Here is a 13,024-nt window from a genome sequence, read left to right on the forward strand (position 1 = left end):
CATTTAGCTCGCTTCGGCGCTCAGTTGACTTGCGTACGGCGAGGTGAATGTGCGCCGACTGAGACTACTCGACCGAGCGTTGTCCAGTGGATAATTGATAAGCTCTCCGCTGAGGCTGATGGGCGCTCACTCTCGGAGGTTGTTACGCCCATAGGTAGATCCGACGTTTCAGATTTAACTGAGTTACTATATAGTAGAGACCGAAGACTTCCTGTAATCGTTTTTGATGAGCGCGCAGAGTACGCTAATTCAAATATCGATATATTATCTAAGAAAGTCGGTGGCGCAGCGCACATTGTCGTTTTGTCAGAGGACGCAAGCTGGGAATTAACTAAGCTTCTCGGAAAGCGCATGTCGACTTTCAACGGGGCAATTAGGCTCTATCAACAGGGATTGAGCGATGCGACAGAAGACCCGTTCAAGCACCCTCTGTGGGTGCCGGGGACATTCGACGTCAGTACTACTCTGAGGCAGATCGTGCGCCGTGTGCTCACAGCGCCATTCTTGGAGAGATCAGACGCCGGATTTCATCGTTACTCAGCCGTTCGTGACGCCGCCCGTCACGCAAGTAGAGTTGGTTACATTGATGCTATAAGCAGGGCCGATAACGACGATTTGGTCGCCGCACAGGAAGAGAGAGATGAATGGATGAGCCTCGCGCAAAGCGAGGAAGTCCTCAGGCTTGAAGCTGAGCGACATAACGAATCTTTGAAGGCCGATATTTCAAGATTGAATGATAAAATAGGTGTGCTGGAATTCAGTTTGCGGCAGAAGCAGATTTCTGTCCCGCCGTCGAGAAGCGATTACATCCCTCTTCGTTCATATGATGAGCTCGAAGATTGGGCTGAGGCTGTCCTAGGGAATTCGGTTTATATCCATCAGGCGGCCCTTAAAGATTGTAAGAAAAATGGCCATAATAATATGATCGAAAGGATTGAGAGGGCGTTGCTGATTATGAGGGATCATATGACGCCAGCGCGGAAATTGAACGACATATCGCAGCGAGATACTGCAAACAAGAAGCTTGCCGAAATTGGTTTTAGTGATAGTGCGTGCTTTGCGAATAGAGATGAAGCAAAAAAACGGGATGAATATTCCGTTTCGTATGGTGACGGTAGGCGGGTAATGTACGATCATTTAAAATACGGAACAGGTTATAATAACGCAAATCAAGTTAGAATTTATTACTTTTGGGATGAAGAAAAAGGTTGCCATGTCGTTGGAAAAATGCCGTCACATCTTACCAATAAGCTTACTAATTAGATGTAATCTGCCGCTGCTGCGCGGAGATGTTCCTGCAGGGCGGGGACCTTGGCCAGCCAGCAACTGCTCGTCGGGCGCTGCGCCGGCATGTCGAGCCGCAAGCCTTCGAGCGCGCGCTGGCCAAGCTGCCGCCGGGCGCACGGGAGTTCTGGGCGGTCTGAGCCTCAGGCCCCGCCGAAAGCCGTGTGATAGCGCACCTTGCCGGCCGGCGGCTCCGCGCCGAAACCGAGGCGCATGAAGTATTCCGGCGGCACGCCCTCCAGCACCAGCGCCGGATCAGTAGCGAAGCCGAAGCGGCCGTAATAGGCGGGGTCGCCGAGCAGGACGCAGCCAGCGGCGCCATTCTCGCGCAGGCGCCGCAGGCCCTCGCGGATCAGGCCCGAGCCGATGCCGCCGCGCTGCCTGCTTGATCGCACCGAGACCGGCCCGAGCCCGAACCAATCGCGTTCCGCCCCGTCGATCGTCACCGGCGAGAAGGCGACATGGCCGACGATCTCGCCCTCCTCGACGGCGACGAGCGAGAGCGTCAGCGCCCCGGCCGTGCGCAAGCCGTCGACGATCGCCGCTTCGGTGCCACTGCTATGCGGCGCCGTCGCGAAGGCCTCCGTGGTCAGGGCGCGGATGGCATCGAAATCTTCGGGCTGTTCGGGGCGGATATCCATGCGGGGCTTATGCCATGCCGCTATCGCCGATGAAAACTAATCCCCGCCAGCGCGGCCCATGCCTATCCTCGGCCCACCTCACCCCGAGGGGCGGCCATCCGGAGGCATGCTGCATGGCGGGGCGGGGGCGGCGCCCTGCGGCCGGGTTTGCGCCCCGGACTCGGGAGGCTGCGGGAACCGCCCTGGGGACATTACGATCCCTGTGCGAGGAGCTCGCTGGAAGGTTCGGGATATCCGGGGCCGGGCGCGGAACGGATGACGAGGCGATGAGCCGACCTGATCCGTGAAGCGCCGGGCCTACGGAACTCCGACCGTATAAGCGCGGCCCGTGGCTTTCAAATCGCCGGCAAGCGGAGCGCCACGGGGCGTGCGGAAGGGGTTCCTTCCGCGCCGCATCCTGGCTCAACGGAAGCGGCCGATACCCTGCGCCTCGCGGCGCTCCGCTGCCCCTCATTCTCCCCGCACGCGGCGACGCGGGCGGCCGCAGGCGCTTGCGTGGTTCCTGAGCGCGTCAACGCAGATGTGATGGCCCGGCTGCAACCCGGCCGTGGCAGGCTGGTTGTCGAGAGGCGCGCGGCTCGCGCGCCCGAGCAGGGAGACGTTGCATGACGATGCTGAACCGCCGCCGCCTTCCCGTCATTCTCGCCGGCCTTGCCGCCACCGTCGCGCTGCCGGCGCTGGCGCATCACGGCTGGGCCTGGGCCGAGGGCGAGCAGATGACGCTCAAGGGCAAGATCAGCAAGATCTCGATGGCCCCGCCGCATCCGATGCTGATGGTCGAGTCCGAGGGCAAGCTCTGGCAGGTCGATCTCGGCAATCCCAACCAGACCGAGCGCTCCGGCTTCCGCGGCGACACGGCCAAGCCGGGCGATGCCATCACCGCGCTCGGCAACCGCCATCTCGACAAGGACAAGCTGCATATGAAGGCCGTGCGCATCACCCTCGCCGGCAAGGATTACGACATGTACCCGGAGCGCATCCGCACGAACTAGCATCGGCCCGAAAAGTGGGAACCGGTTTTCGGAGACTGCCGATGCTGGCTGAATATCCTCGCGCAGCGAGTTCGGCGTGGCCGAACTGATCGAAGCGCTGGGGCACTGGCCGGGCGCGCTGTGGCTGCAGCGCTCCGGCACGGCTTATCTCGTCGTCAACGCCGCCCATATCCTCGGCATCGGCCTGCTCGTCGGCGCGATCCTGCCGCTCGATCTCCGATTGATCGGCCTGCTGCGCTGCGCCCCGCTCGCCGTGCTCGCGCCTTTCCTGACCCGCGCCGCCGCCTTCGGCCTCACGCTGGCGCTGTTGACCGGCGCCTGGCTCTTCACGGTGAAGCCCGCGGAATATGCGGGCAATCCCGCCTTCCTCGCCAAGCTCGCTTTGCTCGGGCTGGCGCTCGGCAATATCGCGCTCCAGCATCGGGGCAGGGCGCTGGCGGAGGCGCTCGCGACGGAGCGGGTGTCGGGGCGTGTGCGGGCGAGCGCATTCGCTTCCTTCACGCTCTGGCTTGCGGTGCTGCTGGCGGGGCGCTGGATCGGCTTCGTCTAGCTCGGCGCCTTAAGCCGCGACGGCGAGCTGCGTGTCGAGCTTGCGGATGGCGGTGCTGAGCTCCGGCTCGTCGACGATATCGGCAGCGTCGGCCAGCTTGAACCAGTGCAGGTCGCGCTGGTGTTGCTCGGCCCAGCTATCGAGCTGCTGCTCGACTTCGAGCAGGTAGAGCTTCACCTCGCAGAGCGCGAAATGGTCGCTCATCCGCTTCCAGTAGGTATAGCGCCCGGCCGGCTTCTCGCTGACGCGGCCGACGACGCCAGCCTCCTCATAGGCCTCGCGCGCGGCGGCGTCGCGATCCTTGAGGCCCTTCATCGGCCAGCCTTTGGGCACGATCCAGCGGCGCGTGGTGCGCGAGGTGACGAGCAGGATTTCAGTCGAGCCGTCGGCGGCGTGGCGGATCGGCATGGCGGCGATCTGCGACCGCTTCTCCCCCGGTTTCCGCTTGGCCTTCTTCATCGACGCTGAGAGCCCTCTCCTGGCTGCACATTCGTCCGGCTCCGAATCACAGATGTTCGCCGGAGCGAATAAATATTGCATCGATTCGGAAAAATGGAAGAGGCGTTCCGCTGAATCGCATCAGCCTTTCGATTCGTGCATGCCCTGGGTGTGGACATCCTGCGGTTGTGACAAGCGCAGCAGGAGCCAGCCGCCGATGCCGGAGATGAGCGAGCCCGCGATCACGCCGATCTTCGTCTGGCTCTGCAGTGCCTCCGAATCCGGGAAGGCGAGCAGCCCGATGAACAGGCTCATGGTGAAGCCGATGCCGCAGAGCAGGGCGATGCCGTAGAACTGCGCCCAGGAGGCGCGGGCCGGCAGGTCGGCGAAGCCGGTGCGGATCGCCAGCCAGCTGAAGCCGAACACGCCGACCTGCTTGCCGAGGAAGAGCCCGAGCATGATGCCGAGCGGCACCGGCGCGGCAAGCGTCGAGAGGCCGAGCCCGCTGAAGGAGACGCCGGCATTGGCGAAGCCGAAGATGGGGATGACCAGGAAGGCGACGTAAGGATGCAGGCCATGCTCCAGCCGGTGCAGCGGCGAGCTGGCATCGTCGGGCCTGGCCGGGGAGGGCTTGAGCGGGATCGTGAGGGCCAGCGCCACGCCGGCCAGCGTCGCATGCACGCCGGATTTCAGCGTGAAGACCCAGAGCGCGACGCCGAGCAGGAGATAGGGGCCGAGCCGCGTCACGCCGAAGCGGTTGAGCAGTGCGAGCACGACCAGCGTCGCTGCCGCGAGGCCGAGATGGAGGCCGGACAGGCCGGCCGTGTAGAACACTGCGATGATGATCACCGCGCCGAGATCGTCGAGGATGGCGAGCGCCGTCAGGAAGACCTTGAGCGAGGCCGGCACGCGCGGGCCGAGCAGCGAGAGCACGCCGAGCGCGAAGGCGATGTCGGTCGCGGTCGGGATCGCCCAGCCGCGCAGGCTCTCGGGCGCGCCGAGATTGAAGGTGACATAGATCAGGGCCGGCGCGACCATGCCGCCGAGCGCGGCGAAGCCGGGCAGTACGCGGCGGCTCCAGCTCGAGAGCTGGCCGTCGAGCATCTCGCGCTTGATCTCCAGCCCGACGAGCAGGAAGAACACCGCCATCAGCGCGTCGTTGATCCAGTGCAGGACCGAAAGCCCGAGCACATAGCTCTTCAGCGCGCCGAAATAGAGCGGCGCCAGCGGCGAGTTGGCGATGACGAGGGCAAGCGCCGCGACCACCATCAGGATGATGCCGCCGGCGGCTTCGCTATGCAGGAAATCCCGCAAGGCGGAAACGGGGCGGGTCCGGTGGGCAGCGCCGGTCATCAGGTTCTCCTCTGTCGATTGGAGCAGAAGAGATACGACAGGCGGTCGCTCAAGGCCAAGTTTGTCGATGCCGCAGGCGGAATCAGAGCTTCTTGCCGTCCTTGTCGAACTGCTTGAGGAAGGCGATCAGGTCCTTGATCTCCTTCTCGCTCTTGATGCCGACGAAGATCATCTTGGTGCCGGGGATCTTGGCCCTGGGGTCCTTGATGTAGTCGATGAAGGTCGCCTCGTCCCAGGTCAGGCCCGAGTTCTTGTTGGCGTTCGAGTAGCTGTAGCCCTCGACCGCGCCGGAATGCCGGCCGATCAATCCGTTGAGCTCGGGGCCGACGAGATTGCGCGCGCCCTCGCCGACCTGATGGCAGGCCCGGCACTTGGCGAAGGAGCGCTCGCCTGCCGAGATGTCCTGCGCCGTGGCAGGCTGGGCAAGGAGGGGAAGCAGGAGGACAAGGCCGGAGAGAATGGCTCGCATGATCATGTCTTTCGACTTGGAGACATTCTCAACTTAGCGCCGAGATGCGCAGCGGCGGCATGAGCCATTTCGCCGCGCGGCGTTTAAGAGCCTCTAACAAAACCCGGAGGGGTCTCGATGGGCTTTGGAGGGCCGAATGCCAGGAGGGGCGCGCAGGCGATATCCATCGATTATCGGCAAGTCGCTCCGACGCCGCAGGCGGCCCTCCAAAGCCCACCTTCGGCGCCGGGAATTCGACCGCCCGCGGCGTCGCGGCGCTTGCCGATACCAACGGTATCGGCTGCACCCCGCTCCTGGCGGACCGGACGAATTGCCGGCGTCGAGACCCCTCCGGGTCTTGTTAGAGGCTCTTAATTCAGAGCTCGCCGATCCACTCCGCCACGGTCGCGGTGAAGGCATCCGGCCGCGAGACCGGGAAGAGGTGTCCGCCGGTTTCCATGATCGCGCGGCGGCAGCCGGGCAGGGCGGCGGCGAGCGCTTCCTGATGATAGACCGGCACGACCATGTCGTCGCGCGTGCCGAGCACGAGCACCGGCATCATCAGCGAGTCGATATCGGCGGTGCCGTCGAAGGCGAGCAGGGCGTCGAGGCGCTCGCGTGTGATCGTCCGGGCGTGTTCGCTGACAGGCGCGGCCTCGATCGCGGCATCGTAGATGTGCCAGTTCGCCTCGATCCAGCGCGGCTGGTAGCCGCTGAGCACCGAGGTCGCGGCATAGGCATAGGGGTCGCAGGCGAGGATGGCGCGCCGGGCGCCGAAGACGGCATTGAGATAGCGGCCGGATTTGAGCCAGCTCGCGCTCAGGATCAGGCCGTCGAGCCGGCCGGGCGCGAGCTTGGCGATGGCCTGCGCGATGCAGCCGCCGGTCGAGTGGCCGAGCACCACGGCTCGCGAGACGCCGGCGGCGTCGAGAACGGCGAGGCTGTCCTGCGCCAGCAACTCGATGGTGCAGGGCGCCTCACCGCGCGTGCTGGCGCCGATGCCGCGCTGGTCGAAGCGGATGACCTGGAAGGAGCGCGAGAGCGTCGCGGCGATATCGCTCCAGAAGGCGGCGCTGCCGCTGAGCCCGCTGACCAGCAGCAATGGCTGGCCATGCCCTTCCTTGAAGGCGTGCAGCACTGCACCGTCCGGCGTCTCGACCTTGAAGTCGGTGATGTCCGTGGTGGCCGTCATGCGTCACCTCGCGGATGGAGATGCCGAATGCTGCGCAGTCCGCGCATGATTCCGTCCATGGCCCCATCCTCCCTGGAATAGTGGGTCGCCCGCCCTGATCGCTCGGTCTTGATTGGCCGATGGGATCGCTTCGTGTCAGGATGGCGCATCGATCCCGCCCCCGCCATGGCTTGAGCGCAGGGGGCGCAATGTTCTTGACGCAGATCAAATAGACCAAGGACTAATTGGCCTGCGTCTGGCGCATGTCTTTGTGCGCGATGCGGCGGGCTGCCGGGATGTCGCTAGGCTCGGTCACAGGGTCAGGACGGGTTCAGGCCTTCGCTGAGAGCGTAGGGCGCGAGCACGTCGCGAATGTCGCGTTCGACGCGGGGCGTCAGCAGCGCGCGGGTGACCACGGCCCGCAGATGGTGGTCCATCAGGTCGGCCGCCCGGGCGGCATCGCCGGCCCGCAGCGCATCGATCAATTGCCGGTGCTCGGAGACGGCGCATTCGCTGGAATGCGGGCGTCCGTAGATCGCCAGGATCAGCGAGCAGCGCGAGGAGGCCTCTTGGACATAGCGCAGCAGCAGCGCGTTGCCGGTCATCTTGGCGAGCTTGATGTGGAACTCGCCGGAGAGGCGGATCGATTCCGGTCCGTCCTGCTCATGCGCCTTCTCTTCCTGGCGGACATGGGCTTCCAGCTCGGCGACCTGGGCGGGGGTGATGCGGCCGGCGAGGCTTTCGGCCACGAGCCGTTCGAGCCCACGCCGGACCTCGAACACGTCACGGGCCTCTTCCAGCGTGGGATAGGCCACCGAAGCGCCGCGATTGGGCTTGAGCTCGACGAGCCCCTCGACGGCGAGCCGCCCGAAGGCTTCGCGGACCAGGGTGCGGCTGACGCCGAGCTGCTCGCCGATCGAGTCCTCCGGCAGCTTCATGCCGGGCTTCAGCGCCTGCTCGATGATCGCCCGGCGCAGCGCCCGATAGACGGATTCGGCGCGCAGAACCGGGGCTCGCTTCTCGGCCATTGTGGCTTTCCCTCGTGCAGGAACGGTCTTGTCCGGGGGTGTCAATGTCACGATAGCGGGCTCCGCGCCAGTTTCCGCTTGTGTTCAATAATCGCATACAATACGCTTCTCATATCGTATGCAAGTATGCCTGATAATCGCACACGAAAATGGCGCGCAAAGCGCCAGGTGCATAACGGGACGGCAGAACGCGATCGAGACTCGGCACCGCCGCGGGCGTGCCGATGCAAAAGGGGAGAAGTCGATGAAGAAGGCCTGGTTGCTGGCGGCCGTCGCCGCCTTTGCGCTCACCGGTGCGGCGGAAGCCAAGACGCTGAAATGGGGCGCGTCACGCGAGATCGCCTCGCTCGATCCCTATTCCTACGGCGAGACGTTCACGCTGTCCGTGCTGAACCACGTCTATGAGGGGCTGGTGCGCTATACCGGCGATCTCAAGATCGAGCCGGCCCTGGCGGAATCCTGGGAAACCGTGTCGCCGACCGTCTGGCGCTTCAAGCTGCGCCAGGGCGTCAAGTTCCACAACGGCAACCCCTTCACCGCCGATGACGTTCTCGCCTCGCTGGCCCGCGTCACCCACGAGACCTCGCCGCTCAAGGGCAACCTGCCGGCCTACAAGAGCTCGAAGAAGATCGACGACTACACGATCGAGCTCGAGGTCAACGGCCCCTATCCGCTGCTGCTCAACGACCTCACCAACATCTTCATCTTCGACAAGGAGTGGATGGAGGCGAACAACTCGCTGCTCCCGACCGATTCCGGCAAGGGCGTGAAGGGCTACGCCACCGACAACGCCAACGGCACCGGCCCGTTCAAGGTCGAGAGCCGCCGTGCCGATTCCAAGACGGTCTTCGTCAAGAACGCCGCCTGGTGGGACAAGCCGAAGCACAATATCGACGTGATCGAGTTCTCGCCGATCACCTCGTCCTCGACCCGCGTCGCGGCGCTGCTCTCGGGCGAGATCGACTACACCAACGTCGCCCCGCTGCAGGACCTGCCGCGCCTCTCCGCCTCGCCTGACGTCAAGGTGCTGCAGACCAACGAATTGCGCTCGGTCTTCTTCGCGCTCAATCTCGGCGACAAGCTGATCGAGAGCGACGTCAAGGACAAAAACCCCTTCAAGGACATCCGGGTCCGCGAGGCGCTCTATCGCGCCATCGACATCGACGCGGTGCACAAGCGCGCCATGCGCGGCCTGTCGCGCAATACCGGCGCCCTCGTCGCCCCGGCGATCCCGGGCTACGAGCCCCCGCAGGACGAGCGCCTGCCCTTCGACCTGAACGGCGCCAAGAAGCTCCTGGCCGATGCCGGCTATCCCAACGGCTTCTCGTTCCAGATCAACTGCCAGAGCGACTCCCTCGTCAACGAGGAGGAGTTCTGCCAGGCGGTCGCGGCGATGTGGTCGCGCGCCGGCTTCAAGCCGAACCTCAGCATGGCCCCGCGCAGCCAGCAGACGCCGAAGCGCGTCAAGGGCGAGTTCGACGTCATCTCCTTCGGCTGGGCCAACGAGCCGATGATCGACGCCTACTCCCTGCTGGTCCAGGTGCTGCGCTCCAAGAGCGGCACCGGTGGCGTCTTCAATTGGGGCAACTGGGGTGATCCGCGCATCGACGCGCTGATCGACAAGGCCGGCGTCGAGCTCGATACGCCCAAGCGCATCGAGATGATGAAGGAAGCGCTCAAGATCGCCAAGCAGGAGCAGCTCTTCATCCCGCTGCACCAGCAGCCGATGGCCTGGGCGATGCGCAACACCGTCGCCTCGACCGTGCAGGCCTCGGACAACAAGCCGCGGCTCTGGCTGACCATGATGAAGTGAGGCTGCCGCGGTCCATTTGCGATGGCCAGGCTTGACCCCCGGCCGTCGCGGCAACCAGCGCCTTCTCCTGAAATTCCCGGGTTCTCGCATCGCGAAGCCCGGGAATGACGCCGGAACGCAGGAGTTCCCATGCCGGCCTTTCTCTTCAAGCGACTGCTCAACGCCGCCGGCGTGATGCTGGCGGTGGCCTTTCTCGCCTTCCTGATCTTCCGCTTCGTCGGCGACCCCGTCGAGCTGATGCTGAACGAGCAGGCGAGCCAGCAGCAGCGCGACGAATTGCGCGTCCGCCTCGGCCTCGACAAGGGCTTCGTGCTGCAGTACGCGACCTTCGTCGGCAACGCCGTGCGCGGCGATTTCGGCATCTCCTACCGCAACCAGCAGGACGTTTTCACGCTGATCTCGGAGCGCTTCCCGGCGACCTTCGAGCTCGTGCTGGTCGCGACCTTCCTGTCGCTCGCCGTCGGCGTTCCCCTGGGCGTCTACACTGCGATCCGACGAGACAGTTTCCTCGCCAAGACCCTGCAATTCGTCTCGGTGCTCGGGGTCTCGCTGCCGAGCTTCGCGCTCGGCATCCTCTTCATCCTGATCTTCTCGGTGACGCTGCAATGGCTGCCGGCCTTCGGCCGCGGCGAGGTCGTGCAGATCGGCTGGTGGAGCACCGGCTTCCTGACCGCGTCGGGCCGCAAGGCGCTGATCCTGCCCGGCATCACGCTCTCGCTCTTCCAGATCACGCTGGTGATGCGCCTCGTCCGCGCCGAGATGCTGGAGACCATGCGCACCGACTTCATCCGCTTTGCCCGGGCGCGCGGCCTGCCGTCCCGCGCCGTCCATTTCGGCCACGCGCTGCGCAACTGCCTGATGCCGGTCATCACCGTCACCGGCCTGCAGATTGGCAACCTCATCGCCTTCGCGCTGGTCACCGAGACGGTGTTCCAGTGGCCGGGCATGGGCATGCTCTTCGTCCAGGCCGTGACCTTCGTCGATATTCCGGTGATGGCGGCCTATCTGATCGTCGTCTCCTTCATCTTCGTCACGCTGAACACGCTGGTCGACCTGACCTATGCCTGGGTCGATCCGCGCCTGCGCGAGGACGCGCTGACGGGAGGCGCCAATGCCCGCTGACACCGTGAAGAAACCAGGCCGTCTGCGCCGTTTCCTCGACAGCGATATCGGCTGGAGCTTCTGCCACACGCCGGTGGCATGGCTCTCGACGCTGGTGCTGGCGCTGCTCGTCCTGACCGCGCTCTTCGCGCCGCTGATCGCGCCGCAGAACCCTTATGACCTCGCGCAGATCTTCATCGACAAGGCCGAAATCCCGCCGATCTGGCAGGATGGCGGCGAATGGCCCTTCCTGCTCGGCACCGATCCGCAGGGCCGCGACGTGCTCTCGGCCATCCTCTACGGCTCGCGCATCTCGCTGATCATCGGCTTTTCCGCCGTCGTCGTCTCGATGCTGATCGGCGTCTCGATCGGGCTCACCGCCGGCTTCTATGGCGGGCGCGTCGACAACCTGCTGATGCGGCTCGGCGACACCGTTCTCTCGATCCCGACCCTGCTGATGGCGATCCTGGTCTCCGCGATCTTCCGCGAGATGCTGCCGCCGGCCCTGCGCGAGCCCTTCTCCGCCGTGGTGCTGGTGCTGTCGATCGCGCTGACCAGCTGGGTCCAATATGCCCGCACCGTGCGCGCGCTGACCATGGTCGAGCGCCGCAAGGAATACGTGCTCGCCGCCCGCATCATCAAGGTGCCTGCGACGCGGATCATGGGCCGCCACATCCTGCCCAACACGATGACGCCGGTGCTGGTCTCGGCGACGCTGAGCCTCGGCCTCGCGATCCTCTCGGAGGCGACGCTCTCCTTCCTCGGCGTCGGCATGCCGATCACCCAGCCTTCGCTGGGCACGCTGATCCGCATCGGCAACCAGTACCTGTTCTCCGGCTCCTGGTGGCTCGTCGTCTTCCCCTCGCTGCAGCTCGGCCTGATCGTGCTCTCGGTCAACCTGCTCGGCGACTGGCTGCGCGACGCGCTGAACCCGAAGCTGCGCTGACCATCATAAGAAACCACGAGGATACGCCTGCGATGACTGCCTCCCTCCTCATCCGCAATGTCAGGCCTAATGCCGGGCCGGCTCTCGATATCCTCATCGAGAACGGCCGCATCACCCGGATGGCGAAGGACATCGCGGCGCCCGCCGGCGTGACGGTCGAGGACGGCCGCGGCGACATCGCCATTCCTGGCCTGGTCGAGGCCCACGCCCATCTCGACAAGAGCCTCTTGGGCATGACCTGGTACGTCAACGAGGTCGGCCCGAAGCTGCTCGACAAGATCGACAACGAGCGCCTGAGCAAGAAGCGCCTCGATCTCGATCCGGCGCGCCAGTCGGCGCGCCAGACCGTCCAGTCCTCGACGCTGGGCTCGACCCATACCCGCAGCCATGTCGATGTCGACACCGATCTCGGCCTCTGGGGCGTCGAGGGCATCATGAAGACCCGCGAGGATTACGCGGACATCATGGACATCGAGCTGGTCGCCTTCCCGCAATCGGGCCTGCTGCGCCGGCCGGGCACGCTGGAACTGATGCACGAGGCGATGAAGGCCGGCTGCGAGATCGTCGGCGGTCTCGATCCCTGCGCCATCGACCGCGACCCCAAGGGCCATCTCGACGCGATCTTCGGGCTCTGCCAGACCTATGGCCGGCCGCTCGACATCCACCTGCACGAGCCCGGCGAAATGGGCCTGTTCTCGCTCGACCTGATCATCGAGCGCACCCGCGCGCTCGGCATGAAGGGCAAGGTGACGGTCAGCCATGCCTTCTGCCTGGGCACCGCGCCCGAGCTGGTCGATCCCGTGATCCCGCAGCTCGCCGAGCTCGACATCGCGATCATGACCACGGCGCCGGCCCGCAACACCGCGCCGGCCGTCAAGAAGCTGCTCGATGCCGGCATCCGCGTCTGCTCGGGCTCGGACGGCATCCGCGACACCTGGGGCCCCTATGGCAATGCCGACATGGTCGAGCGCGCCATGTTCATCGGCCTGCGCAATAATTTCCGCCGCGACGACGAGGTCGAGCTCGGCCTCCATGTCTGCACGACCGGTGGCGCCCAGGTGATGGAGATCGCTGATTACGGCCTCGCCGAAGGCAAGATCGCCGATCTCGTCATCATGCCCGGCCAGAGCCTGACGGATATCGTCGTGACCCGTTCGCCCAAGCGCCGCGTGATCAAGCGCGGCAAGATCGTCGCCCGTGACGGCGTTTCGGTGAGGACTGCTCCGTGAGCCTGCAAGCCAAGAAGCGCCCCGAAGGCC

General features: G+C 64.9%; 13 protein-coding genes. 7 read left to right on the forward strand and 6 right to left on the reverse strand.

What is annotated here, in order from left to right:
• Positions 1-351: 351 nt before the first annotated feature.
• Entirely contained in the window at positions 352-1,263 is a 912-nt protein-coding gene (locus AC07NY_RS11250) for a hypothetical protein (protein WP_494583913.1), read from the forward strand.
• 164 nt (positions 1,264-1,427) lie between these two features.
• On the opposite strand, the gene AC07NY_RS11255 is transcribed toward AC07NY_RS11250, so the two are convergent.
• Positions 1,428-1,925: a GNAT family N-acetyltransferase gene (locus AC07NY_RS11255; RefSeq protein ID WP_494583914.1), complete on the reverse strand. Its 498-nt coding sequence runs from the start codon at positions 1,923-1,925 to the stop codon at positions 1,428-1,430.
• Positions 1,926-2,530: 605 nt separating this feature from the next.
• Between AC07NY_RS11255 and AC07NY_RS11260 the strand changes: the two genes are divergently transcribed.
• The gene (locus AC07NY_RS11260; RefSeq protein WP_494583915.1) at positions 2,531-2,917 is read left to right on the forward strand and encodes a DUF6152 family protein; all 387 of its coding nucleotides are present in this window, start codon (positions 2,531-2,533) and stop codon (positions 2,915-2,917) included.
• 76 nt (positions 2,918-2,993) lie between these two features.
• A complete protein-coding gene (locus AC07NY_RS11265; RefSeq protein WP_494583916.1) occupies positions 2,994-3,467 on the forward strand; it encodes a DUF6644 family protein in 474 nt (157 codons plus the stop codon).
• 9 nt (positions 3,468-3,476) lie between these two features.
• Here the strand turns inward: AC07NY_RS11265 and AC07NY_RS11270 are convergent, their stop codons facing one another.
• From AC07NY_RS11270 to AC07NY_RS11290, 5 genes are all read right to left on the reverse strand, one after another.
• Positions 3,477-3,926 carry an NUDIX hydrolase gene (locus tag AC07NY_RS11270; protein ID WP_494583917.1) on the reverse strand — a complete coding sequence of 150 codons (450 nt, stop codon included), beginning with the start codon at positions 3,924-3,926 and terminating at the stop codon, positions 3,477-3,479.
• A 120-nt stretch (positions 3,927-4,046) separates the two neighbouring features.
• Positions 4,047-5,258: a Na+/H+ antiporter NhaA gene (gene nhaA / locus AC07NY_RS11275; protein WP_494583918.1), complete on the reverse strand. Its 1,212-nt coding sequence runs from the start codon at positions 5,256-5,258 to the stop codon at positions 4,047-4,049.
• A gap of 82 nt (positions 5,259-5,340) precedes the next feature.
• Positions 5,341-5,727 carry a c-type cytochrome gene (locus AC07NY_RS11280; protein WP_494583919.1) on the reverse strand — a complete coding sequence of 129 codons (387 nt, stop codon included), beginning with the start codon at positions 5,725-5,727 and terminating at the stop codon, positions 5,341-5,343.
• 355 nt (positions 5,728-6,082) lie between these two features.
• Positions 6,083-6,898 (reverse strand): alpha/beta fold hydrolase, encoded by an 816-nt coding sequence (locus tag AC07NY_RS11285; RefSeq protein ID WP_336814035.1) that lies wholly within the window; start codon positions 6,896-6,898, stop codon positions 6,083-6,085.
• Positions 6,899-7,197: 299 nt separating this feature from the next.
• Entirely contained in the window at positions 7,198-7,905 is a 708-nt protein-coding gene (locus tag AC07NY_RS11290; RefSeq protein ID WP_494583920.1) for a GntR family transcriptional regulator, read from the reverse strand.
• A gap of 244 nt (positions 7,906-8,149) precedes the next feature.
• Here AC07NY_RS11290 and AC07NY_RS11295 point away from each other — a divergent pair, with 244 nt between their 5' ends.
• From AC07NY_RS11295 to AC07NY_RS11310, 4 genes are all read left to right on the forward strand, one after another.
• Complete coding sequence (locus AC07NY_RS11295; RefSeq protein ID WP_494583921.1) at positions 8,150-9,718, forward strand: ABC transporter substrate-binding protein; 1,569 nt, start codon at positions 8,150-8,152, stop codon at positions 9,716-9,718.
• Between the two features lie 129 nt (positions 9,719-9,847).
• The gene (locus AC07NY_RS11300) at positions 9,848-10,840 is read left to right on the forward strand and encodes an ABC transporter permease (protein ID WP_454658456.1); all 993 of its coding nucleotides are present in this window, start codon (positions 9,848-9,850) and stop codon (positions 10,838-10,840) included.
• Positions 10,830-11,765: an ABC transporter permease gene (locus tag AC07NY_RS11305; RefSeq protein ID WP_494583922.1), complete on the forward strand. Its 936-nt coding sequence runs from the start codon at positions 10,830-10,832 to the stop codon at positions 11,763-11,765. The genes AC07NY_RS11300 and AC07NY_RS11305 overlap by 11 nt, the downstream gene beginning before the upstream one ends.
• 32 nt (positions 11,766-11,797) lie before the next feature.
• Positions 11,798-12,994, forward strand: coding sequence for an amidohydrolase family protein (locus AC07NY_RS11310; protein ID WP_494583923.1), 1,197 nt, complete (start codon positions 11,798-11,800; stop codon positions 12,992-12,994).
• The last annotated feature ends 30 nt before the right edge of the window (positions 12,995-13,024 follow it).

The organism is Allobosea sp. GW821-FHT09G06 (assembly GCF_059416005.1).

Excerpts from the sequence above, each read along its gene's own strand:
- AC07NY_RS11250 (WP_494583913.1), top strand. The coding sequence starts at position 352 with ATGTCGACTTTCAACGGGGCAATTAGGCTCTATCAACAGGGATTGAGC.
- AC07NY_RS11255 (WP_494583914.1), bottom strand. The coding sequence starts at position 1,925 with ATGGATATCCGCCCCGAACAGCCCGAAGATTTCGATGCCATCCGCGCC.
- AC07NY_RS11260 (WP_494583915.1), top strand. The coding sequence starts at position 2,531 with ATGACGATGCTGAACCGCCGCCGCCTTCCCGTCATTCTCGCCGGCCTT.
- AC07NY_RS11270 (WP_494583917.1), bottom strand. The coding sequence starts at position 3,926 with ATGAAGAAGGCCAAGCGGAAACCGGGGGAGAAGCGGTCGCAGATCGCC.
- nhaA (WP_494583918.1), bottom strand. The coding sequence starts at position 5,258 with ATGACCGGCGCTGCCCACCGGACCCGCCCCGTTTCCGCCTTGCGGGAT.
- AC07NY_RS11280 (WP_494583919.1), bottom strand. The coding sequence starts at position 5,727 with ATGCGAGCCATTCTCTCCGGCCTTGTCCTCCTGCTTCCCCTCCTTGCC.
- AC07NY_RS11285 (WP_336814035.1), bottom strand. The coding sequence starts at position 6,898 with ATGACGGCCACCACGGACATCACCGACTTCAAGGTCGAGACGCCGGAC.
- AC07NY_RS11290 (WP_494583920.1), bottom strand. The coding sequence starts at position 7,905 with ATGGCCGAGAAGCGAGCCCCGGTTCTGCGCGCCGAATCCGTCTATCGG.
- AC07NY_RS11295 (WP_494583921.1), top strand. The coding sequence starts at position 8,150 with ATGAAGAAGGCCTGGTTGCTGGCGGCCGTCGCCGCCTTTGCGCTCACC.
- AC07NY_RS11300 (WP_454658456.1), top strand. The coding sequence starts at position 9,848 with ATGCCGGCCTTTCTCTTCAAGCGACTGCTCAACGCCGCCGGCGTGATG.
- AC07NY_RS11305 (WP_494583922.1), top strand. The coding sequence starts at position 10,830 with ATGCCCGCTGACACCGTGAAGAAACCAGGCCGTCTGCGCCGTTTCCTC.
- AC07NY_RS11310 (WP_494583923.1), top strand. The coding sequence starts at position 11,798 with ATGACTGCCTCCCTCCTCATCCGCAATGTCAGGCCTAATGCCGGGCCG.